This window comes from Thermus sp. KWY1 (genome assembly GCF_057547025.1).
On the sequence record NZ_BAAJPG010000001.1, the window covers coordinates 19,746 to 39,036 of the forward strand.

Annotated in this window: 25 protein-coding genes and 1 tRNA gene; 19 read left to right on the forward strand and 7 right to left on the reverse strand. The window is 65.7% G+C overall.

Annotation, left to right across the window (positions count from 1 at the left end):
• Positions 1–12 precede the first annotated feature (12 nt).
• The 6 genes from rplJ (at position 13) to lysS (ending at position 4,943) form a co-directional block, all read left to right on the forward strand.
• Positions 13–534: a 50S ribosomal protein L10 gene (rplJ, locus tag AC27GT_RS00160; RefSeq protein ID WP_019550477.1), complete on the forward strand. Its 522-nt coding sequence runs from the start codon at positions 13–15 to the stop codon at positions 532–534.
• A gap of 10 nt (positions 535–544) precedes the next feature.
• Positions 545–922, forward strand: coding sequence for a 50S ribosomal protein L7/L12 (rplL, locus tag AC27GT_RS00165; RefSeq protein ID WP_015716111.1), 378 nt, complete (start codon positions 545–547; stop codon positions 920–922).
• A gap of 90 nt (positions 923–1,012) precedes the next feature.
• Positions 1,013–1,594: a UbiX family flavin prenyltransferase gene (locus tag AC27GT_RS00170; protein WP_172955578.1), complete on the forward strand. Its 582-nt coding sequence runs from the start codon at positions 1,013–1,015 to the stop codon at positions 1,592–1,594.
• 113 nt (positions 1,595–1,707) lie between these two features.
• A complete protein-coding gene (locus AC27GT_RS00175) occupies positions 1,708–2,826 on the forward strand; it encodes an acyl-CoA dehydrogenase family protein (protein ID WP_487223325.1) in 1,119 nt (372 codons plus the stop codon).
• 51 nt (positions 2,827–2,877) lie between these two features.
• Entirely contained in the window at positions 2,878–3,669 is a 792-nt protein-coding gene (locus AC27GT_RS00180) for an isoprenyl transferase (RefSeq protein WP_015716114.1), read from the forward strand.
• A gap of 143 nt (positions 3,670–3,812) precedes the next feature.
• The gene (lysS, locus tag AC27GT_RS00185; RefSeq protein ID WP_487223326.1) at positions 3,813–4,943 is read left to right on the forward strand and encodes a homocitrate synthase; all 1,131 of its coding nucleotides are present in this window, start codon (positions 3,813–3,815) and stop codon (positions 4,941–4,943) included.
• Positions 4,944–4,945: 2 nt separating this feature from the next.
• Here the strand turns inward: lysS and AC27GT_RS00190 are convergent, their stop codons facing one another.
• Together AC27GT_RS00190 and AC27GT_RS00195 are read right to left on the reverse strand one after the other, a co-directional pair.
• Positions 4,946–5,152, reverse strand: coding sequence for a type II toxin-antitoxin system HicA family toxin (locus AC27GT_RS00190; protein ID WP_487223327.1), 207 nt, complete (start codon positions 5,150–5,152; stop codon positions 4,946–4,948).
• Entirely contained in the window at positions 5,142–5,363 is a 222-nt protein-coding gene (locus tag AC27GT_RS00195) for a type II toxin-antitoxin system HicB family antitoxin (protein WP_015716117.1), read from the reverse strand. The genes AC27GT_RS00190 and AC27GT_RS00195 overlap by 11 nt, the downstream gene beginning before the upstream one ends.
• 22 nt (positions 5,364–5,385) lie before the next feature.
• Here AC27GT_RS00195 and AC27GT_RS00200 point away from each other — a divergent pair, with 22 nt between their 5' ends.
• From AC27GT_RS00200 to AC27GT_RS00255, 12 genes are all read left to right on the forward strand, one after another.
• The gene (locus AC27GT_RS00200) at positions 5,386–6,651 is read left to right on the forward strand and encodes a 3-isopropylmalate dehydratase large subunit (RefSeq protein WP_126200844.1); all 1,266 of its coding nucleotides are present in this window, start codon (positions 5,386–5,388) and stop codon (positions 6,649–6,651) included.
• Complete coding sequence (locus AC27GT_RS00205; protein WP_487223328.1) at positions 6,644–7,135, forward strand: LeuD/DmdB family oxidoreductase small subunit; 492 nt, start codon at positions 6,644–6,646, stop codon at positions 7,133–7,135. The genes AC27GT_RS00200 and AC27GT_RS00205 overlap by 8 nt, the downstream gene beginning before the upstream one ends.
• A 10-nt stretch (positions 7,136–7,145) precedes the next feature.
• A complete protein-coding gene (locus tag AC27GT_RS00210; protein ID WP_015716120.1) occupies positions 7,146–7,463 on the forward strand; it encodes a hypothetical protein in 318 nt (105 codons plus the stop codon).
• Positions 7,457–7,621 carry a lysine biosynthesis protein LysW gene (lysW, locus tag AC27GT_RS00215; RefSeq protein WP_015716121.1) on the forward strand — a complete coding sequence of 55 codons (165 nt, stop codon included), beginning with the start codon at positions 7,457–7,459 and terminating at the stop codon, positions 7,619–7,621. The genes AC27GT_RS00210 and lysW overlap by 7 nt, the downstream gene beginning before the upstream one ends.
• Positions 7,622–7,709: 88 nt before the next feature.
• Positions 7,710–8,561, forward strand: coding sequence for a lysine biosynthesis protein LysX (gene lysX / locus AC27GT_RS00220; protein WP_126213538.1), 852 nt, complete (start codon positions 7,710–7,712; stop codon positions 8,559–8,561).
• Positions 8,558–9,598: an N-acetyl-gamma-glutamyl-phosphate reductase gene (gene argC / locus AC27GT_RS00225; RefSeq protein WP_487223329.1), complete on the forward strand. Its 1,041-nt coding sequence runs from the start codon at positions 8,558–8,560 to the stop codon at positions 9,596–9,598. The genes lysX and argC overlap by 4 nt, the downstream gene beginning before the upstream one ends.
• A gap of 16 nt (positions 9,599–9,614) precedes the next feature.
• On the forward strand, positions 9,615–10,424 hold the full coding sequence (locus AC27GT_RS00230) for a [LysW]-aminoadipate kinase (protein ID WP_487223330.1): 810 nt from the start codon (positions 9,615–9,617) through the stop codon (positions 10,422–10,424).
• Between the two features lie 4 nt (positions 10,425–10,428).
• Complete coding sequence (locus AC27GT_RS00235) at positions 10,429–12,012, forward strand: 1,4-alpha-glucan branching protein (protein ID WP_487223331.1); 1,584 nt, start codon at positions 10,429–10,431, stop codon at positions 12,010–12,012.
• A 4-nt stretch (positions 12,013–12,016) separates the two neighbouring features.
• On the forward strand, positions 12,017–12,883 hold the full coding sequence (locus AC27GT_RS00240; RefSeq protein WP_015716126.1) for a nitrilase-related carbon-nitrogen hydrolase: 867 nt from the start codon (positions 12,017–12,019) through the stop codon (positions 12,881–12,883).
• Positions 12,880–13,725 carry an NAD+ synthase gene (locus AC27GT_RS00245; protein WP_273107115.1) on the forward strand — a complete coding sequence of 282 codons (846 nt, stop codon included), beginning with the start codon at positions 12,880–12,882 and terminating at the stop codon, positions 13,723–13,725. Before AC27GT_RS00240 ends, AC27GT_RS00245 begins: the two co-directional genes overlap by 4 nt.
• Positions 13,722–14,135 carry a CoA-binding protein gene (locus AC27GT_RS00250; protein ID WP_487223332.1) on the forward strand — a complete coding sequence of 138 codons (414 nt, stop codon included), beginning with the start codon at positions 13,722–13,724 and terminating at the stop codon, positions 14,133–14,135. The genes AC27GT_RS00245 and AC27GT_RS00250 overlap by 4 nt, the downstream gene beginning before the upstream one ends.
• Before the next feature lie 2 nt (positions 14,136–14,137).
• Complete coding sequence (locus AC27GT_RS00255) at positions 14,138–15,172, forward strand: A/G-specific adenine glycosylase (RefSeq protein ID WP_487223333.1); 1,035 nt, start codon at positions 14,138–14,140, stop codon at positions 15,170–15,172.
• Here AC27GT_RS00255 and AC27GT_RS00260 read toward each other — a convergent pair.
• Entirely contained in the window at positions 15,056–15,754 is a 699-nt protein-coding gene (locus AC27GT_RS00260) for an FAD-dependent oxidoreductase (protein WP_487223334.1), read from the reverse strand. The two genes, AC27GT_RS00255 and AC27GT_RS00260, sit on opposite strands and share 117 nt — an antisense overlap.
• 63 nt (positions 15,755–15,817) lie before the next feature.
• Positions 15,818–15,893: transfer RNA gene (locus AC27GT_RS00265), tRNA-Trp, on the reverse strand.
• Positions 15,894–15,959: 66 nt separating this feature from the next.
• Between AC27GT_RS00265 and AC27GT_RS00270 the strand changes: the two genes are divergently transcribed.
• Positions 15,960–16,838 carry a C40 family peptidase gene (locus AC27GT_RS00270; protein ID WP_487223335.1) on the forward strand — a complete coding sequence of 293 codons (879 nt, stop codon included), beginning with the start codon at positions 15,960–15,962 and terminating at the stop codon, positions 16,836–16,838.
• A gap of 13 nt (positions 16,839–16,851) precedes the next feature.
• Here AC27GT_RS00270 and AC27GT_RS00275 read toward each other — a convergent pair whose 3' ends face one another.
• The 3 genes from AC27GT_RS00275 to AC27GT_RS00285 form a co-directional block, all read right to left on the reverse strand.
• Entirely contained in the window at positions 16,852–17,778 is a 927-nt protein-coding gene (locus AC27GT_RS00275) for a nitroreductase family protein (RefSeq protein WP_487223336.1), read from the reverse strand.
• An 8-nt stretch (positions 17,779–17,786) separates the two neighbouring features.
• A complete protein-coding gene (locus AC27GT_RS00280; protein ID WP_487223337.1) occupies positions 17,787–18,866 on the reverse strand; it encodes a prepilin peptidase in 1,080 nt (359 codons plus the stop codon).
• 146 nt (positions 18,867–19,012) lie between these two features.
• Positions 19,013–19,177: a hypothetical protein gene (locus tag AC27GT_RS00285; protein ID WP_158305225.1), complete on the reverse strand. Its 165-nt coding sequence runs from the start codon at positions 19,175–19,177 to the stop codon at positions 19,013–19,015.
• Between the last annotated feature and the right edge of the window lie 114 nt (positions 19,178–19,291).

Below are 19,291 nucleotides of genomic sequence, written 5' to 3' on the forward strand. Positions count from 1 at the left end.
AGGGAGGAAGGCGTGCCCAATAAGCGTAACGTTGAGCTTCTTGCCGCCCTCAAGGAGAACCTTGAGCGGGCCCGTGGCTCCTTCTTCCTGGTGAACTACCAGGGGCTTTCCGCCAAGGAAACCCATGCCCTGCGACAGGCCCTGAAGGAAAAGGGGGCCAGGCTCTTCGTGGCCAAGAACACCCTGATCCGCATCGCCCTGAAAGAGCTGGGCCTGCCCGAGCTGGATGGCCTTCAGGGGCCCAGCGCCGTGGTCTTTTACCAGGACCCGGTGGCGGCGGCCAAGGCCCTTTCGGAGTTCGCCAAGAAGAACCCCAAGGGCATCCCTGAGGCTAAGGGCGGGCTTTTGCAGGGCCAGGTGCTTTCGGCCAAGGACGTGGTGGCCCTGGCGGAGCTTCCCACCATGGACGAACTCAGGGCAGAGCTTTTGGGCGTCTTGCAGGCGCCCATGGCGGAGCTGGTGGGGGTCCTGGGCGGTGTGGCCCGCGAGCTGGTAGGCATCCTGGAGGCGTACGCGGAGAAGAAGGCGGCATAGGAGGTGGAAGATGGCTTTGGACATCGAACGCATTAAGGAAGAGCTTTCTCAGGCTACGGTTTTGGAACTCAAGCAGCTCATCGACGTGCTCAAGGAGACCTGGGGCGTGACGGCGGCGGCCCCGGTGGCGGTGGCGGCAGCTCCTGCTGCGGCCCAGGCCGCGGCTCCCGTGGAGGAGAAGACGGAGTTTGACGTGATCCTCAAGGACGCCGGGGCCAAGAAGCTGGAGGTCATCAAGGAGCTTCGCGCCATCACCGGCCTGGGCCTCAAGGAGGCCAAGGACCTGGCCGAGAAGGGGGGCCCCATCAAGGAGGGCATCCCCAAGGCCGAGGCCGAGGAGATCAAGAAGAAGCTCGAGGCCGTGGGCGCGGTGGTGGAGCTCAAGTAACCCTCCGCTTCCACGGGGTGCCCCCCAGGCCCAAAGGGCCTGGGGTTTTTGCATGGGAAACCACGGGAAGCCTTCGGAATAGGGGATAGCATGGAAGCCATGGCGGAACTTCCCCGGGTGGTGGTGGGCTTGACGGGGGCGAGCGGCATGCCCTACGCCCTGGACCTTTTGGAAACCCTGCAGGGCCTTGCCGAGGTGCACCTGGTCTTAAGCCAGGGGGCCAAACGGGTCTTGTGGGAGGAGATGGGCCTGAGCCCGAAGGACCTCTACCCCTTGGCCAGCCGGGTGTACAAGGACGGCGACCTCGGTGCCCCCATCGCCTCGGGTTCCTTCCGTACCCAGGGCATGGTGGTGGTGCCCTGTTCCGCCACCACCCTTAGCAAGATCGCCCTGGGCCTGGCGGATACCCTCCTCACCCGGGCGGCCTACGTGCACCTGAAGGAACGGCGCCCCTTGATCCTGGTGCCCCGGGAGGCTCCCCTGCCCCTCCCCACCCTTAGGGCCATGGTGCAGGCGACGGAGGCCGGAGCCTTGATCCTCCCGGCGAGCCCTGGCTTCTACCACCGACCCAAGGAGATCCGGGACCTTTTGGGCTTCATCACCCAGCGCATCCTGGACCACCTGGGCTTGAGCGCCGAACGGGCTCCCCGCTGGGGTGAGCCCCCCTCCTGACAGCCGAAAAGGGCTTTGCGCCTGGGTGAGGGGTGATGGTCCATCCTTGCCCGCCCATAGCCTCCCGCATACATGACGTTTTTTTGCCCAAGTGCGGTGATACGATATCCCTGATGACCCTCACTTCCGAGCAGAAACTGGTGCTGGACACGGTACGGCAGGTGGCCAAGGAGGTTCTCTACCCCCTGGCCCCGGAGTACGACCGCACGGGGGAATACCCCTGGCCCCAGCTGAAGGCTTTGGCGGAGCTGGGCTTTTTGGGCATGACCACCCCGGAGGAATGGGGAGGAGTGGGCCTGGATTCCGTGACCTGGGCCCTGGCCCTCGAGGAGATCGCCGCCGCCGATCCCAGCGTGGCCGTGGTCCTTTCGGTGACCAGCGGCCTTCCCCAGTACATGCTCCTTCGCTTCGGCACCGAGGCGCAAAAAAGAAGGTACCTGGTGCCCCTGGCCCGGGGGGAGTGGATCGGGGCCTTCTGCCTCACCGAGCCCCAGGCAGGTTCCGATGCCGCCAGCATCCGCACGGAGGCCAGGAGGGTGCCCGGGGGTTTCGTGCTGAACGGCCTGAAAAGCTGGATCACCTCCGCAGGCCAGGCCCACCTCTACGTGGTCATGGCCAGGGGTGAGAAGGGCATCAGCGCCTTCCTGGTGGAGAAGGATACCCCTGGCCTTTCCTTTGGCCCCCCGGAGGCGAAGATGGGCCTCCACGCCGCCCACACCGCCGAGGTTCGCCTCGAGGAGATCTTCGTGCCCGAGGAAAACCTTCTGGGCGAGGAGGGAAGGGGCTTGGCCTACGCCCTGGCGGGCCTGGATTCGGGCAGGGTCGGGGTGGCGACCCAGGCGGTGGGCATCGCCCGGGGGGCCTTTGAGATCGCCAAGGCCTATGCCGATGAGAGGGAGCAGTTCGACAGGAAACTCCGGGAGCACCAGGCCATCGCCTTCAAGATCGCTGACATGCACGTGAAAATCGCCGCCGCCCGGGCCTTGGTGCTGGAGGCCGCCAGGAAAAAGGATTCCGGGGAGCGGTTCACCCTCGAGGCCAGCACCGCCAAGCTCTTCGCCAGCAGCGTGGCGGTGGAGGTGACCCGGGAGGCAGTGCAGGTCCTGGGGGGCTACGGCTACCACCGGGACTACCGGGTGGAGCGCTACTACCGGGACGCCAAGGTGACGGAGATCTACGAGGGCACCTCGGAGATCCAGCGCCACATCATCGCCCGGGAGCTTTACCGGTAGTTGGCCTAGGGCCTTCCCTTTCTCATCCTCCCGCCTTAGGGTGGAAAGGGTATGGTCCGCCGCCTCCTTTCCCTCACCCGGCCCCTCTACTGGCTTTACGAAAAGCGCCTCCTTAAGGAGGTGAAAGGAGGCCCGGTTCCCAAGCACCTAGGCCTCATCCTGGATGGGAACCGCCGCTACGCCAGGGCCTTGGGGTTATCCCCCGTGAAGGGGCACGAGTTCGGGGTCCAGAAGGCCTACGAGGTCCTGGAATGGTGCCTGGAGATGGGCATAAAAACCGTGACGGTCTGGGTCTTCTCCACGGACAACTTCAAGCGCCCCCCCGAGGAGGTGGAGGAGCTCATGCGCCTTTTCGTGCGGGAGGCGGAAAGGATGGCGGAGGACCACCGCATCCTGGAGCACCAGGTGAGGGTGCGCTTCATCGGGCGGCGGGAGGGATTCTCCGAGGAGGTCCTGAGGGCGCTGGAGCGCCTCGAGGCCAAGACCCAGCACCACCAGGGCATGGTGCTGAACATCGCCTTGGGTTACGGGGGGCGGGAGGAGATCGTGGACGCGGTGAAGAGGCTTCTTCTGGAAGCTTGGAAAAGGGGCCTTTCCCCCAAGGAGGTTGCGGAGGGGCTTACCCCTGAGGACATCGCCCGCCACCTCTACACCGCAGGCCTTCCCGACCCCGACTTCATCATCCGCACCTCGGGGGAGATCCGGCTTTCCGGCTTCCTCCTTTGGCAGTCGGCTTACTCCGAGTTCTACTTCGCCGACGTGCTCTGGCCGGAGTTCCGGAAGATCGACTTCTTGAGGGCTCTGAGGAGCTACCAGGCCCGCGAAAGGCGGTTTGGGCGTTGACAAAAAGGAGGGTTTCGTATACCCTTACAGGCAAGATGCTGGCCCTTGAGAAAAAACTCGGCCGCCGGGGGGTAGGGTAGCCCCTAAGGGTTCCTTATCCCCCGGCCCGAGTTCGGGCCGGTTTTCTTTTTGGGGAGGAGCGCATGCGGGAATGGAAGATTATCGATTCCACCTTAAGGGAAGGGGAGCAGTTTGAAAGGGCCAACTTTTCCACCCAGGACAAGATCGAGATCGCCAAGGCCCTGGACGAGTTCGGCGTGGAGTACATCGAGGTCACTACCCCCATGGCCTCTCCCCAGTCCCGCAAGGATGCGGAGGTCCTGGCTTCCTTGGGCCTGAAGGCCAAGGTGGTGACCCACATCCAGACCCGGCTGGATGCGGCCAAGGTGGCGGTGGAAACCGGGGTGCAGGGCATAGACCTCCTTTTCGGTACCAGCAAGTACCTCAGGGCCGCCCACGGGCGGGATATCCCCCGGATCATCGAGGAGGCTAAGGAGGTCATTGGCTACATCCGCGAGAAGGCCCCCCACGTGGAGGTGCGCTTCTCCGCCGAGGACACCTTCCGCTCCGATGAGCACGACCTTTTGGAGATCTACCAGGCCATCGCCCCCTATGTGGACCGGGTGGGTCTGGCGGATACCGTGGGCATCGCCACCCCCAGGCAGGTCTTCGCCCTGGTGCGGGAGGTCAGGCGGGTGGTGGGCCCCCACGTGGACATAGAGTTCCACGGGCACAACGACACGGGCTGCGCCATCGCCAATGCCTTTGAGGCCATAGAGGCGGGGGCCACCCATGTGGACACCACCATCCTGGGGATCGGGGAGCGGAACGGGATCACCCCTTTAGGGGGTTTTCTGGCCCGCATGTACACCCTGCAACCCGAGTACGTGCGCCGGAAGTACAAGCTGGAGATACTTCCCGAGCTGGACCGCATGGTGGCCCGGATGGTGGGGATAGAGATTCCCTTCAACAACTACATCACCGGGGAAACCGCCTTCAGCCACAAGGCGGGGATGCACCTCAAGGCCATCTATCTTAACCCCGAGTCCTACGAGCCCTATCCGCCAGAGGTCTTTGGGGTAAAGCGCAAGCTCATCATCGCCTCCAAGCTCACGGGCCGGCATGCCATCAAGGCGCGGGCGGAGGAGCTTGGCCTCCATTACGGAGAGGAGGAGCTGGCCCGCATCACCCAGCACATCAAGGCCCTGGCGGACCGGGGGGAGCTTACCCTCGAGGAGCTGGACCGCATCTTAAGGGAGTGGATCACGGCATGAGGCTAGAGCTTGCGGAACTCCTCCTCGGTGAGGCCGGCTTGCTTCAGGATCTTTTTGAAGGTGCCCTTGGGAAGCTCTCCGCTGTGGAAGGGTATCACGGCTATCCGGCCATCGGGGTGGGCATAAAGCCGATGCCCTCCTTTGGCCATGCGCTCCACAAACCCCAGGCGCTGAAGCTTTCTGGCCACTTCCTCGGGTCTAGGCGGCATCTATCCCCACCTGCACCGTGCGGACGTCTGGGGGAAGAGGGCGGCCTGTTTCCTTCAGGTAGGCCAGTACCAGCTCCAAGGCTTCTTTGGCGTGGGCCAAGGCTTCCTCGGGGGTCCGGCCAAAGGAATGGGCTTCAGGGATGGCGGGGAACTCGGCGATCCAGGTGCCCGGGGTTTCAGGGTCTTCGTAGACGAGGGCAGTGTAGGTCATACCCTCAGTATAGGAGGCGGGCATGGGCATGACCTTGGCAGAAAGGATACTTTCCAGGAAGGCGGGAAGAGAGGTGCGGGCCGGGGAGCTGGTGGTGGTGGAGGTGGACCAGGTGATGGTGGTGGACTCCATCGCCGGGAGCTTCTTCAAGCGCCTGGCTTACCTGGAGGCCACCCCCCGGTACCCGGAAAGGGTTTCCATTGTCATCGACCACGTGGCCCCGGCAGCCAACCTCGAGGTGGCCAAGGCCCAGAAGGAGATCCGGGAATGGGGAAGGAAGCACGGCATCCGGGTCTTTGACGTGGGAAGAGGCGTGTGCCACCAGGTGCTCATCGAGGAGGGTCTGGCCCAGCCGGGCTGGATCGTGGTGGGGTCGGATTCCCACTCCACCACCTACGGGGCAGTGGGGGCCTTCGGCACGGGCATGGGGGCCACGGATATCGCCCTGGCCGCCGCCAGCGGCCGCACCTGGTTCAGGGTGCCGGAAAGCGTCAAGGTGACCTTCCGGGGGAGGCTTCCCAAGGGGGTTACCGCCAAGGATGCGGCCCTCGAGATGGTGCGCCTCCTCACCGCCGAGGGGGCCACCTATATGGCGGTGGAGATCCACCTCCTGGACGGGGCGGAGTCCTTGAGCCGGGGTGAGCGCATGACCCTGGCCAACCTCACCGTGGAGGCCGGGGCCAAGGCGGGGCTGGTGGTGCCCTCGGGGGAGATCCTGGACCTCTACCGGGTGCCCGACTGGCTCTACCCCGACCCCGACGCCCGGTATGCCCGGGAGGTGGAGATCGACCTTTCCACCCTTTCCCCCAGGGTTTCCGTACCCTTCTACGTGGACAACGTGCAGGAGGTGGCCGCCGTCCGGGGCAAGCGGGTGGACCAGGTGTTCATCGGCACTTGCACCAATGGGCGCCTCGAGGACCTGCGGGCGGCCGCCGAGGTGTTAAAGGGGAAGAAGGTGGCCCCCGGGGTGCGCCTTTTGGTGATTCCCGCAAGCTCGGAGGTTCTGGAGGAGGCCACCCGGGATGGCACCCTGCTCACCCTGCTGGAGGCCGGGGCCACCATCGGCACCCCTGGGTGCGGTCCTTGCATGGGGCGGCACATGGGGGTTTTGGCCCCGGGGGAGGTGTGCGTGTCCACCAGCAACCGCAACTTCCGGGGGCGGATGGGGGCTCCCGACGCCGAGATCTACCTGGCAAGCCCCCGCGTGGCGGCGGCCAGCGCCGTGGCCGGGTATATCGCCACCCCTGAGGACCTAGCCTCTTTGCCTCAGGAGGAAGCCCATGCCTAGGGTTTGGAAGTTTGGCGACCACATCAACACGGACGACATCCTTCCCGGCAAGTACGCTCCTTTCATGGTGGGGGAGGACCGGTTCCACACCTTCGCCTTCGCCCACCTGCGGCCCGAGTTCGCCAAGGAGGTGAGGCCGGGGGACATCTTGGTCTTTGGGAGGAACGCGGGGCTTGGCAGTAGCCGGGAGTACGCTCCCGAGGCCTTGCGCAAGCTGGGCATTCGGGTGGTCATCGCCAAAAGCTACGCCCGTATCTTTTTCCGCAACCTGGTGAACCTGGGGATCGTTCCCTTTGAGTCGGAGGAGGTGGTGGATGCGCTAGAGGACGGGGATACGGTGGACCTGGATCTGGAAACGGGGGTTCTGGTGCGGGGAGGAGAGCGCTTCGCCCTTCGTCCCCCGCCGTCCTTCCTCTTGGAGGCTTTGAGGGAGGGTTCCCTGCTGGACTACTACAAGAAGTATGGTCACTTCCCGGGAGAGTAGACTGGGGTTTATGGAGGACCTGGAGATCACCTGCCCGGTGTGCGGCGAGGCCAGCGTGGTGCTGGCCGAGGACATGGAGACCCTGGAAGTAGGGGACGTGCTGGAGTGCGAAGCCTGCGGGGCCTTTTTGGAGGTGGTCTCCCTGGATCCCCTCGAGGTGGAGGTGACGGAGGAGGGCCTCGAGGCCTTCTTCGTGGACTGCCCCCGTTGCGGCTATACCTTTGAGGTATCCGAGGAGGATCGAGGCCAAGAGGTGGAGTGCCCGGAGTGCGGCTTCCGGTTTGTCCCTGACTGGAGTGAAGTGGACGAGGAGGACGAGGAATGGTAGCCACTTGCCCTGAATGCGGTGCGGAGCTGACCCTGGCAAACCCCGAGTTGGGGGAACTTGTGGTGTGCGAGGACTGCGGCGCGGAGCTGGAGGTGGTGGGGCTTGACCCCCTTCGCCTGGAGCCCGCCCCGGAGGAGGCGGAGGACTGGGGAGAGTGAGGCCATCCCCTTAGGGTAGGGAGCCTCGAGGCCCTGGGCCGGGCTTCAGCCCGGTCCGGGGATTCCTGGAAGGGGAAGAGCCATCGCCATGCTGGCCATCCTGTACGACCGCATCCGCCCCGACGAGAAGATGCTCTTTGAGAGGGCTGAGGCCCTGGGCATTCCCTACAGGAAGGTCTATGTTCCCGCCTTGCGCCTGGTCCTGGGGGAGAGGCCCAAGGAGCTGGAGGAGGTCACGGTGGCCCTGGAGCGCTGCGTGAGCCAGACCCGGGGCCTGGCCGTGGCCCGTTACCTCACCGCCTTAGGCATCCCCGTGGTGAACCGGCCCGAGGTCATGGAAACCTGCGGGGATAAGTGGGCCACCAGCGTGGCCCTGGAGCGCCATGGCCTGCCCCAGCCCAGAACCGCCCTCCTCACCGATGCGGAGGAGGCCCTGAAGCTTATGGAGGAATGGGGCTATCCCGTGGTGCTGAAGCCGGTGATCGGGAGCTGGGGAAGGCTTCTCGCCAAGATCACCGACCGGGAGGCCGCCGAGGCCATCCTGGAGCACAAGGAGGTTCTGGGGGGGTTTCAGCACCAGCTCCTTTACCTGCAGGAGTACGTGAGGAAGCCGGGGCGGGACATACGGGTCTTCGTGGTGGGGGATAGGGCCATCGCCGCCATCTACCGGAGGAGCCAGCACTGGATCACCAACACCGCCCGGGGAGGGCAGGCGGAAAACTGCACCGTAACCCCGGAGATCGCGGAGCTTTCCGTGCGGGCGGCCCAGGCGGTGGGGGGCGGGGTGGTGGCCATCGACCTCTTTGAGTCCGAGCGGGGCCTTTTGGTGAACGAGGTGAACCACACCATGGAGTTCAAGAACTCCGTGCACACCACGGGGGTGGACATCCCGGGGGAGATCCTCCGGTACACGTGGGAGCAAGGGAGGACGGCTTCATGAGCGCCGGGAAAAAGACCTTGTCCATCGTGGGGGCCTCGGGGTATGCGGGGGGGGAGTTTTTGCGTCTGGCTCTTTCCCACCCTCACCTCGAGGTGAAGCAGGTGACCTCGAGGCGCTTTGCCGGCGAGCCCGTGGCCTTCGTCCATCCCAACCTGAGGGGGAGAACCAACCTGAAGTTCATCCCCCCGGAGAAACTGGAGCCCGCCGACATCCTGGTGCTTTCCCTGCCCCACGGGGTCTTCGCCCAGGAGTTTGAGCGCTATGCGGATCTAGCCCCCATCCTCATCGACCTTTCCGCGGACTTCCGGCTTAAGGACCTGGACCTCTACCGCAAGTACTACGGGGAGCATCCCAGGCCCGAGCTTCTCAGCCGTTTTGTCTACGCCATGCCCGAGCTTTACCGGGAGAGGCTTAAGGAAGCGGACTGGATGGCGGGGGCCGGGTGCAACGCCACCGCCACGCTCCTGGGCCTGTACCCCCTCCTTAAAGGAGGGGTGCTGAAGCCCGGACCCATCTTCGTCACCCTCCTCATCTCCACCTCGGCGGCGGGGGCTGAGCCCAGCCCTGCCAGCCACCATCCCGAGCGGGCCGGCTCCATCCGGGTCTACAAGCCCACGGGCCACCGCCACACCGCCGAGGTGGTGGAGAACCTCCCGGGAAAGCCTGAAGTGTACCTCACCGCCATCGCCACCGACCGGGTGCGGGGCATCCTCATGACCGCCCAGGCCTTTTTGCAGGATGGCTGGAGCGAGCGGGATGTCTGGCAGGCGTACCGGGAGGCCTATGGGGGTGAGCCTTTCGTCCGCATCGTCAAGCAGAAAAAGGGCATTCACCGCTATCCCGACCCCCGCTTCGTCCAGGGCACCAACTATGCGGACATCGGCTTTGAGCTGGAGGAGGACACGGGGAGGCTGGTGGTGATGACCGCCATCGACAACCTGGTGAAGGGCACCGCCGGGCATGCCCTGCAAGCCCTAAACCTCCGCATGGGCTGGCCCGAGACCCTGGGCCTGGATTTCCCGGGACTGCACCCGTAGGTGCAAGGGGGTTGCCGTGATCGTGGTCAAGGTAGGGGGTGCCGAGGGCATCAACTACGAGGCAGTGGCCAGGGATGCCGCCTCCTTGTGGAAGGAGGGGGTGAGGCTTCTTTTGGTCCACGGGGGAAGCGCCGAAACCAACAAGGTGGCGGAGGCCCTGGGCCACCCGCCCCGGTTCCTCACCCACCCCGGGGGACAGGTGAGCCGCCTCACCGACCGCAGGACCCTGGAGATCTTCGAGATGGTCTACTGCGGCCTGGTGAACAAGCGCCTGGTGGAGCTTTTGCAAAGGGAAGGGGCCAATGCCCTGGGACTTTCCGGGCTGGATGGAAGGCTTCTGGAGGGCCGCCGCAAGACCGCGGTGAAGTATGTGGAAGACGGCAAGATCAAGATCCACCGCGGGGACTACACGGGCACCGTGGAGCGGGTGAACCGGGCCCTTCTGGACCTCCTCCTGGGGGCGGGGTACCTGCCGGTCATCACCCCTCCCGCCATCAGCTACGAGGGGGAGGCCATCAATACCGACGGGGACCAGGTGGCGGCCCTTCTCGCCACCGTCTACCAGGCGGAGGCCCTGGTGTACCTCTCCAACGTGCCGGGCCTTCTGGCCCGTTACCCCGACGAGGCCAGCCTGGTGCGGGAAATCCCCGTGGATAGGGTGGAGGACCCCGAGTACCTTTCCCTGGCCCAGGGGCGGATGAAGCGGAAGGTGATGGGGGCGGTGGAGGCGCTGAAGGGGGGAGTGAAGCGGGTCATTTTCGCCGATGCCCGGGTGGAAGACCCCATAAGACGGGCCCTGGCCGGGGAAGGCACCGTGGTACGCTAGATCCATGGCGCGCTTTGCCCTGGTCCTCCACGCCCACCTCCCCTACGTGCGCTCCCACGGGATGTGGCCCTTTGGGGAGGAAACCCTCTACGAGGCCATGGCGGAAACCTATCTGCCGCTTCTTAGGCTCCTGGAGAGGCTTTATGCCGAAGGGGTGGAGGCCCGTTTTACCTTGGGGATCACCCCCATCCTGGCGGAGCAGCTGGCGGATGCCAAGGTGAGGGAAGGCTTTTGGGCGTATGCCAGGGATCGGCTGGAGCGGGCCCAGGGGGATTATCTCCGTTACCAGGGGACGGACCTCGAGGCCAGCGCCCGCCATCAGGTGGCCTTTTGGGAACTTACCCTGGATCACTTCCACCACCTGAGGGGGGACCTCCTTGCCGCCTTCCGCCGGGCCCAGGACCGGGGCCAGGTGGAGCTTCTCACCTCCAGCGCCACCCACGGCTACTCCCCGCTTCTGGGCTACGACGAGGCCCTTTGGGCCCAGATCAAAACCGGGGTGATCACCTACCGCCGCCACTTCGCCAAGGATCCCACGGGCTACTGGCTTCCCGAGATGGCCTACCGGCCCAGGGGCCCCTGGAAGCCCCCTGTGGAGGGGGCTCCGGAAGGGGTCAGGCCCGGGGTGGACGAGTTCCTCATGCGGGCGGGGATCCGCTACACCTTTGTGGACGCCCACCTGGTCCAGGGGGGAAGGCCCCTTTCCCCTTACGGGGAGGCCTCCTTGGGTCCGGTGGAAAGCGCTGAGGCCACCTACTACGTCCACGAGCTGGAGTCGGGCCTGAGGGTTTTGGCCCGCAACCTGGAGACCTCCTTGCAGGTCTGGAGCGCCGACTACGGCTACCCGGGGGAGGGGCTTTACCGGGAGTTCCACCGCAAGGACCCCATCTCCGGCCTCCACCACTGGCGGGTGACCCACCGCCAGGCGGACCTCTCGGCCAAGGCGCCCTACGATCCCGAGGCGGCCTTTCTCAAGGTGAAGGAGCATGCCGTTCACTTCGTGGACCTGGTGGAGCGGCTTTCCCGGGAGCACCCGGATGGGGTGATCCTGGCCCCCTACGACGCCGAGCTCTTTGGCCACTGGTGGTACGAGGGGGTGGCCTGGCTGGAGGAGGTGCTGAGGCTTCTGGCCCAAAGGAGGGGGGCGCAGGCGGTGACGGCGAAGGAGGCGGTCCAGGGCAAGGCGGTGCGCTTCGCCTTGCCCGAGGGTTCCTGGGGCCGGGGTGGGGACCACAGGGTCTGGCTCAACGAGGCCACCTGGGACTACTGGCGCACGGTGTACCGGGCGGAAGGGGCCATGCGGGAGGCGGTGCGCCATGGCAACCTGCCCTCAAGGGTGCTCCAGCAGGCCATGCGGGAGCTGTTGCTCCTCGAGGCCTCCGACTGGCCCTTCCTCATCGATACCGCCCAGGCGGCGGGGTACGCCAAGGAACGCTACCAGGGGCACGCCGAGGCCTTCTTTCAGCTCCTCCGAGGGGTTTCCCCCGAGGAGCTTAAGGCCCTGGAGGAGCGGGATAACCCCTTCCCGGAGGCGGACCCCAGGCTTTACCTGGAGCCCAGCGCTACGGTTCATGGGGGTGTAGGCTAGATCCGTGATCCGGCACGCCGTCTTGCAGTTTCGTCCGGAGAAGGCCAGGGTTAAGGAGAACCTGGCCCGCTTGGCGGAGCGCCTCGAGGCCCTCCGTCCCCATGCCCCCGAGGTGGTGGTCCTTCCCGAGGCCGCCCTGACCGGGTATTTCCTGCAGGGAGGGGTGCGGGAACTGGCCCTGACCCGCCACGAGCTTTTGGAGCTCCTTTCAGGGGTGCATCGGGCCGTGGGGTGGGAGGGGCTTTTGGACGTGGTGGTGGGCTTTTATGAGCGGGATGAGGGGGCCTATTACAACAGTGCCGCCTACCTCGAGCTTCCCCACCGCGTGGTTCACGTGCACCGCAAGGTCTTCCTGCCCACCTACGGGGTTTTTGACGAGGAACGCTACCTGGCCCGGGGCAGGCGGGTGGAGGCCTTTAACACCCGTTTCGGCCGGGTGGCCATCCTCATCTGCGAGGACTTCTGGCACTCCATCACCGCGGCCATTGCCGCCTTGGATGGGGCGGAGGCCATCTACGTGCCGGCGGCAAGCCCGGCCAGGGGCTTCCAGGGGGAACGCCCGGAGAACGTGGAGCGCTGGCGAACCCTGGCCCGGGCGGTGGCGGCGGAGCACGGGGTGTACGTGGTGCTCTCCAGCCTGGTGGGGTTTGAGGGGGGGAAGGGGATGAGCGGGGGAAGCCTGGCGGTGGGGCCCGAAGGGAGGATTCTGGCCGAGGCTCCCCTCTTTGAGGAGGCGGCTTTGCTCTTCGACCTGGACCCCGGGCGCATTCCCCCGGTGCGCTACGATAGCCCCCTGCTTTCGGACCTCGAGGCGGCCCTTCCCCTTCTTCTCCCGGACCTGGAGAGGGTTCTTGGAAAGGGGGGAGGATGAAAATCGTTCAGGCGCCCAAAGCCCAGGAAAGCCTGGAGCTCAACTGGCCCCTGGTGGCGGACTTCCTCACCCGCTTTATCCGGGAGGAGCTGGCCTGGCGGGGCTACGAGAAGGCCATCGTGGCGGTATCCGGAGGGGTGGACTCCGCCACCACCTTGGCCCTGGCGGTGCGGGCCCTGGGGCGAAAGCAAGTCCATGCCCTTTTCCTTCCCCACCGGGACTCCAGCCCCCTTTCCCGGGAGCACGCCTACCTGGTGGCGGAAACCTTCGGGGTGGACCTGGAGGAGGTGGACATTACCCCCATGGTGGAGGGCTATGCCGCCATGACCCCGGACCTCACCCCCCACCGCAAGGGCAACCTCATGGCCCGGGCGCGGATGATGGTGCTCTTTGACAAATCCCAGGCCTACCAGGCCTTGCCCCTGGGCACGGGCAACAAGACGGAAAGGCTTTTCGGCTACTTCACCTGGCACGGGGACGACACCCCCCCCGTGAACCCCTTGGGGGACCTCTACAAGACCCAGGTCTGGGGCTTGGCCCGCTTTCTCGGGGTGCCGCAGGCGGTGGTGGAGAAGGTCCCCACCGCGGATCTCATCCCGGGCCAGACGGACGAGGGGGACCTGGGGGTGCGCTACCTCCGGGCGGATGTCATCCTGGAGCATTATCTGAAGGGCTACCCCGATGCCTACATAGAGAGCCTGGGCTACACCCAGGAGGAGATAGGGCGGGTCAAGGAGCGGGTAAACCGCACCCACTGGAAGCGGGCCCTTCCCACCGTGGCCCTCCTTTCCTCCACGGCCATCGGGGAGTTTTACCTGAGGCCCTTGGACTACCGGCCATGACCGACCTGGAGCTCAAGGCCTATCTGGAAAAGGCCAGGACCATCGCCGTTCTCGGGGCCCACAAGGATCCTTCCCGCCCCGCCCACTACGTGCCCCGGTACCTCTGGGAGAAGGGGTACCGCATCCTGCCCGTTAACCCTCGCTTTGCCGGGGAGGAGCTTTTCGGGATGCGGGTGGTGGCGAGCCTCGAGGAGATCGCCGAGCCCGTGGATATCCTGGATGCCTTCCGACCTCCGGAGGCCCTCTTGGCCCACCTGCCGGAGGTCTTGGCCCTGAGGCCGGGCCTGGTGTGGCTGCAGACCGGCATCCGCCATCCGGGCTTTGAAGAGGCGTTAAAGGAAGCGGGCATTCCCGTGGTGGCCGATCGTTGTCTCATGGTGGAGCACCAAAGGCTTTTCGGGGTCCACTGATCATGGAGAAGTTTCAGGAAGCTCTGCTCGCCTGGTACCGGGAAAACCCCCGCTCCCTGCCCTGGCGGGGGGAGAAGGACCCCTACCGCATCCTGGTGGCCGAGGTACTCCTCCAACAAACCCGCACCGCCCAGGCCATCCCCTACTACTACCGCTTCCTTGCCCGCTTTCCTACCCTAAAGGCCTTGCGGGAGGCTTCCTTGGAGGAGGTGCTTAAGGCCTGGCAGGGAGCGGGCTACTACCGCCGGGCCCTTCACCTCCACCGCCTGGCCCAGGAGGTGGAGGCCCTGCCCCGAAGCTACGCCGAGCTTCTTAAGCTTCCCGGCCTGGGTCCGTACACGGCGGCGGCGGTGGCCTCCTTGGCCTTTGGGGAAAGGGTAGCGGCGGTGGACGGTAACGTGAGACGGGTGCTTTCCCGGGTTTTTGCCCTGGAAAACCCTGCCCCCAGGCTGCTTCGAAACCTGGCCCAAGGCCTCCTGCCCCAAGGGGAAGCCCCGGGGGAGTGGAACCAAGCCCTCATGGACCTGGGGGCCACGGTGTGCCTACCCCGGAGGCCCTTTTGCTCGGAGTGCCCCGTCGCCCCCTTGTGCCAGGGGCGGGCGGACCCGGGGCGTTACCCAGGGGCCAGGAGGCGAAATGTACGGGAGGAAGCCCTGGCGGCCCTGGTCCTTTGGGGGAGGGAAGGGGTTTACCTGGAGAGGCTGGAAGGGCGTTTCGCCGGGCTTTACGGGGTGCCCCTCTTTCCCCAGGAGGAACTTTCCCGGAGGGTGCGAAGCTTTGGGGTGAACCCCCGCTTCGCCGGGGAGGTGCGCCACACCCTCACCCACCGCAGGCTGCGGGTGGAGGTGTACGTGGCTCCTTGGGATGGGGAAGGGGCGGCTTCCCGAAGGGAACAGCTTGTGGATCCTGGGGAAAAACCCCTACCCAAGCTTATGGAGAAGGTGCTCCGCCAGGCGCAGGCCTTCTTGGCTCATGAGGGCATACTCCCCTTCCCGCACGCAAAGGCCCACGGCGTAAAGCCCTTCGAGCCTGGTTAGACGGAAGGTGGCCTCCTCCCATTCCTCCGGATGGAAGGCGTTGTAGCTGACGGTGTAGCCAGGGGTTCCCGGGGTTTGGGGTACCTCCCTTTCCCGTTTCTGGAAGCGGAAGCCTAGGGCCTGGAGGTGGAGGAAGAGGTCCGGGTAGCTGGCCTCGGAGAGCCGGCCCGCCTCCTCCTCCACCTCGCCCATGCGGAGCCTGGCCCCGAGAAAGCTTCCCACCGCCAGCACCACATGGAGGGCCCTGGCCGGAGGGCCCTCCCACGTGCCCACCCCCGCCACCCTTCTCCCCTCGAGGAGGAGCTCCGTGGCGGTGGCCTGGAAAAGATGCAGGTTGGGCTGGTTTTCCAGGAGGTACTTGGCCCGGGCGTGGAAGGCCCAAAGCCGGGGATCGGCCGGGTGGTAGACCTGGGCCAGGAGGCTCCCCTCCGGGAAAGGGGGCTTTGGGGGCAAAAAGGGCATCATCACCGAGTCCAGGCTCTGGGTGAGGAGGCCCACCCGCACCCCCCTTTGCGCCAAACGGTAGGCGGCCTCGCTTCCCGCAAAGCCCGCCCCCACGATGAGCACCTGGTAATCCTGCATGGCAGGCGGAAGGATTTAAAAAAGGCCCTCGAGGGGCCTTAAACCTAGCCCTTTGGGCTGGCATGGCGGGCCGTGAAGGACTCGAACCTCCAACCCCCGGTTTTGGAGACCGGTGCTCTGCCAGTTGAGCTAACGGCCCCCGCCTTCCGGGATTGTAGCACACCCCCGGGAAAAGGCCAAGGGGCGCTTCCTGTAGAATGGGGCCATGCCCCGCAGGTTGGCCCTGGCGGTCCTATGTTTGCTTTTCCCCTGGACCCTGGCCCAGGTGAGCTCTCCCCAAGGGGGCTCTTTGGAAGGGCCTGCCCTATCGCACACCGTGGCCCCAGGGGATACCCTGTTCTCCATCGCCCGGCGCTACGGCACCACGGTGGAGGAACTCATGCGCCTCAATGGCCTGGATACCTTCCTCATCCAGCCGGGGCAGGTGCTCAGGCTTCCCCAAGGGGGGGAGCGCATCCACGTGGTGGCCCCTGGGGATACCCTGTTCTCCCTGGCGCGCCGCTATGGGACCACGGTGGAGGAGCTCATGCGCCTCAACGGGCTTTCCACGCCGGGGCTTAAGGTGGGTCAGACCCTAAGGATCCCGGCCCCCAGGGGGGAGGATGGATCCAGGGGGAAAGCCGCCCCGGAGTCCCCTCCCTCGTCCCAGGGGGGAGGCCATGCCCGTGACCCGGGGGAATCTCCCCTGGCGGTGGGCGAGGATTACGACCCGGAAAGCCCGCTTCTCAAAATCGTCCTCCGCTACCTGGGGGTGCCCTACAAGTACGGGGCCAACTCGCCCACCTCCGTGGACTGCTCAGCCTTTGTAGCCCAGGTCTACGCCGAGCTGGGCATAGCCCTGCCCCGCACCACCCGGGAGCAGTTTCAGGCTTTTCCCGCCGCCGAGTCCCTGCGCCCGGGGGACCTGGTCTTCTTCAGCTTTGGGGGAAAGGATATAGACCACGTGGGCCTCTACCTGGGCCGGGGGGTCTTTGCCCACGCCAGCAGCTACGGGAGCCGGGTGGTGATCGAGAGCCTCGAGGCTCCCTTCTATCAGAAGGCCTACCGGGGTGCCCGGCGGGTGGTGCGGGAGGCCTTGAGGTAGGCCGCGCCGGGGTTCAGGGCCAGTCCTTCATCTCCCCCCGGGCCTTCTTTAGGGCAGTGAGGAGGGCCTCTCCTGGGCTTCCTTCCCCTCGGAAGGCTTCGGTTTCCCGCTCCAGCCAGGCCTCCCCCTTGCGGAAAAGAACGGCCCGGCCTTCTCCCAGGGCCTCCGCCAGCAGGGCACCCAGGGAGTAGAAGGGGGTACCGGGGGGAAGGTCGGGATCCAGGCCCTGACGGGCCAGGGCCTGGCCGTAGGGCGTTTCCCTTTCCTCCATGGTTCCCCCTTGGGCGAAGTACCGCCTCAGGACCCTTCCCCAGTCCCCCACCCGGCTATAGGAGGCCATGGCCTGGAAGGCGGCCTCGAGGTCCTCCGGGCTGCAGGGCCGGTACCGGTTTTCGTGCACCACCAGGCTCCTCGGAAGCCGGGGCCTGGGGGGGCCTTCCTCATCCGGAACGCCCACCGCCAGGCCCACCGCGGGGATGACCCCTCTGGGAAGCTCCAGGAGGTTGATGAGCTCCTCCACCCCGTTCAGCACCCCTCCGATGAAGCAGACCCCGTAGCCCAGGGCCTCGGCGGTAAGGGCCAGGTAGCTGGCGGCAAGCCCTGCATCCAAGAGGGCAAAGTGCAAGGCGGTTCTGGGCCAGAAGGCCATCCTTTCCCCCCGGTGGGCGAGAAGCCTTTCCAGGCGATGGACGTCCGCCAGGAAAACGAAGAACTCCGCTGCCTGGCGGATGTGCTCCTGGTTACCGGAAAGCTGGGCCACCTTGTCCCTGAGCCCGGGGTCCGTGATCCGGATGGCGCTATACAGCTGGGCGCTGGCGTCGGTGGGGGCTCTTTGCAGGGCGAAGAGGAGCTTCTCTAAGTCTTCCTCGGGTATGGGCACCGGCTTAAAGCGGCGCACGCTTCGCCTCTGGGCCAGGATGGGAAGAAGGTCCACCGCCATCCTCCCCACTATAGGCCTAGCCAGGCCAGGTACGCCCGCCACAGGGTTTCCCCGAAGAAGAAGGCCACCCCACCCCCTAAGGCCAGGTAGGGGCCGAAGGGGATTTTCCGTTGCCGGAAAGCCAGGCCCACCAGGGCTCCGGCGAAGACTCCCAGGAACAGGGCCAGGAGGCTGTAAAGCCCAAGCCAGGCTCCCAGCGCCCCCAAAAGCTTCACATCCCCGTAGCCCATGGCCACGGGATCGGTTTCCTCCCCCTCCTTGTTTACCTCGTGTATGGGTTTGAAGGCCCAGTAAAGCCCCCCTGCCAGGGCCAACCCCCCTGCCGCCAGGAAGGACCCTTTCAAGGTGCTGAGGAGGTCGGCCCCCAGGTAGGGAGCCAGGATCCAGGCCAGGGGCAGGAGGGGAAGGGTAATCCGGTCAGGAAGCACCACGGGTTTTCCCGTGCGCCCCGAGAGGGCCCAGGTGAGGAAGGCCAGGGCCATGCCCACCCCCGGGCCCAGGAGGGCACCGAAAAGGGCTGCCATGTGCACCTGGTGGGGTCCCACGGGCACCTCCGCCCTGGCCTCGCGGAAGCGCCTCAGGAAAAGCCCTCCGTACCCCGCCACCAGCCCCAGGACCCCGGCGGCGATCAAGGCTCCGTCCAGGGCCTCGGCAAAGGGGCGGGGGAAGGAAAGGAGGTAGGCGGAAAGGAGCCCCAGGAAGAGGAGGCCGTAGGTGAGGGAATCGGGAAGCTCAAAGGTGTCCAGGTCTATGAAGGAAAGGGCCACCAGGAGGGCCAGGAAGGCGAAGGTGAGGAAAGCCTGGGGCGAGGGAGGGTAGAAGAGGGCGGCCAGGGCAAAAAGCAGGCCCGTGAGGGCCTCCACCAGGGGATAGCGGGGGGATACGGGGCTATGGCAATAGCGGCACCGCCCCTTAAGGGCCAAGTAGGAGAACACGGGAACCAGGTCCCAAGGGGCCAGGCGATGCCCGCAGGCGGGGCAGCGGGAAGGTGGGAAGACGATGGACTCCCCTTTGGGCAGGCGGTGGATGACCACGTTCAGGAAGGAGCCCACCGCCAGGCCGAGGAGCAGGGCAAAAAAGGGCCACATGGGGGCATTTTAAGGCCCAAACCCCAGGCCACCGACAACGGGCCCTGGGCTTCATTCCTGCCTACGGGGTTTTGCGGATCCCCTCATGTCCGGGCAAGGCCCTTCCGCAGGCTTCTTCTTGGGGAAGCCTGGAGGCACGGAGGGCATTAAGCCTGCGGAGAGAGGTTTTCTGGCTCACCCGGGCGGTCGGTATCGTCAAAAAGAAGGGCGAAGAGGAAGAAGAGAAGCACCCCCAGCAAGGACCAGGCCCCGCCAAGGCCGAAGAGCCCCACGGCCAAAAGCCCCATCCCAAGGGTCAGGACCAATCTCATAAGGGTATTTTAACATACCGACGCTATAGATAAGCAAAGTCTTCACTTTGTGGAGAGGGCCGAGAGTAGGAGAAGTTTCATGGGCCTTTAACACCCTGAGGGGTAAGATGCTTC

Coding starts and splice junctions, on each gene's coding strand:
- rplL (WP_015716111.1), top strand. CDS start 545: ATGGCTTTGGACATCGAACGCATTAAGGAAGAGCTTTCTCAGGCTACG.
- AC27GT_RS00170 (WP_172955578.1), top strand. CDS start 1,013: ATGGAAGCCATGGCGGAACTTCCCCGGGTGGTGGTGGGCTTGACGGGG.
- AC27GT_RS00175 (WP_487223325.1), top strand. CDS start 1,708: ATGACCCTCACTTCCGAGCAGAAACTGGTGCTGGACACGGTACGGCAG.
- AC27GT_RS00180 (WP_015716114.1), top strand. CDS start 2,878: ATGGTCCGCCGCCTCCTTTCCCTCACCCGGCCCCTCTACTGGCTTTAC.
- lysS (WP_487223326.1), top strand. CDS start 3,813: ATGCGGGAATGGAAGATTATCGATTCCACCTTAAGGGAAGGGGAGCAG.
- AC27GT_RS00190 (WP_487223327.1), bottom strand. CDS start 5,152: ATGCCGCCTAGACCCGAGGAAGTGGCCAGAAAGCTTCAGCGCCTGGGG.
- AC27GT_RS00195 (WP_015716117.1), bottom strand. CDS start 5,363: ATGACCTACACTGCCCTCGTCTACGAAGACCCTGAAACCCCGGGCACC.
- AC27GT_RS00200 (WP_126200844.1), top strand. CDS start 5,386: ATGGGCATGACCTTGGCAGAAAGGATACTTTCCAGGAAGGCGGGAAGA.
- AC27GT_RS00205 (WP_487223328.1), top strand. CDS start 6,644: ATGCCTAGGGTTTGGAAGTTTGGCGACCACATCAACACGGACGACATC.
- AC27GT_RS00210 (WP_015716120.1), top strand. CDS start 7,146: ATGGAGGACCTGGAGATCACCTGCCCGGTGTGCGGCGAGGCCAGCGTG.
- lysW (WP_015716121.1), top strand. CDS start 7,457: ATGGTAGCCACTTGCCCTGAATGCGGTGCGGAGCTGACCCTGGCAAAC.
- lysX (WP_126213538.1), top strand. CDS start 7,710: ATGCTGGCCATCCTGTACGACCGCATCCGCCCCGACGAGAAGATGCTC.
- argC (WP_487223329.1), top strand. CDS start 8,558: ATGAGCGCCGGGAAAAAGACCTTGTCCATCGTGGGGGCCTCGGGGTAT.
- AC27GT_RS00235 (WP_487223331.1), top strand. CDS start 10,429: ATGGCGCGCTTTGCCCTGGTCCTCCACGCCCACCTCCCCTACGTGCGC.
- AC27GT_RS00245 (WP_273107115.1), top strand. CDS start 12,880: ATGAAAATCGTTCAGGCGCCCAAAGCCCAGGAAAGCCTGGAGCTCAAC.
- AC27GT_RS00250 (WP_487223332.1), top strand. CDS start 13,722: ATGACCGACCTGGAGCTCAAGGCCTATCTGGAAAAGGCCAGGACCATC.
- AC27GT_RS00255 (WP_487223333.1), top strand. CDS start 14,138: ATGGAGAAGTTTCAGGAAGCTCTGCTCGCCTGGTACCGGGAAAACCCC.
- AC27GT_RS00260 (WP_487223334.1), bottom strand. CDS start 15,754: ATGCAGGATTACCAGGTGCTCATCGTGGGGGCGGGCTTTGCGGGAAGC.
- AC27GT_RS00270 (WP_487223335.1), top strand. CDS start 15,960: ATGCCCCGCAGGTTGGCCCTGGCGGTCCTATGTTTGCTTTTCCCCTGG.
- AC27GT_RS00275 (WP_487223336.1), bottom strand. CDS start 17,778: ATGGCGGTGGACCTTCTTCCCATCCTGGCCCAGAGGCGAAGCGTGCGC.
- AC27GT_RS00280 (WP_487223337.1), bottom strand. CDS start 18,866: ATGTGGCCCTTTTTTGCCCTGCTCCTCGGCCTGGCGGTGGGCTCCTTC.
- AC27GT_RS00285 (WP_158305225.1), bottom strand. CDS start 19,177: ATGAGATTGGTCCTGACCCTTGGGATGGGGCTTTTGGCCGTGGGGCTC.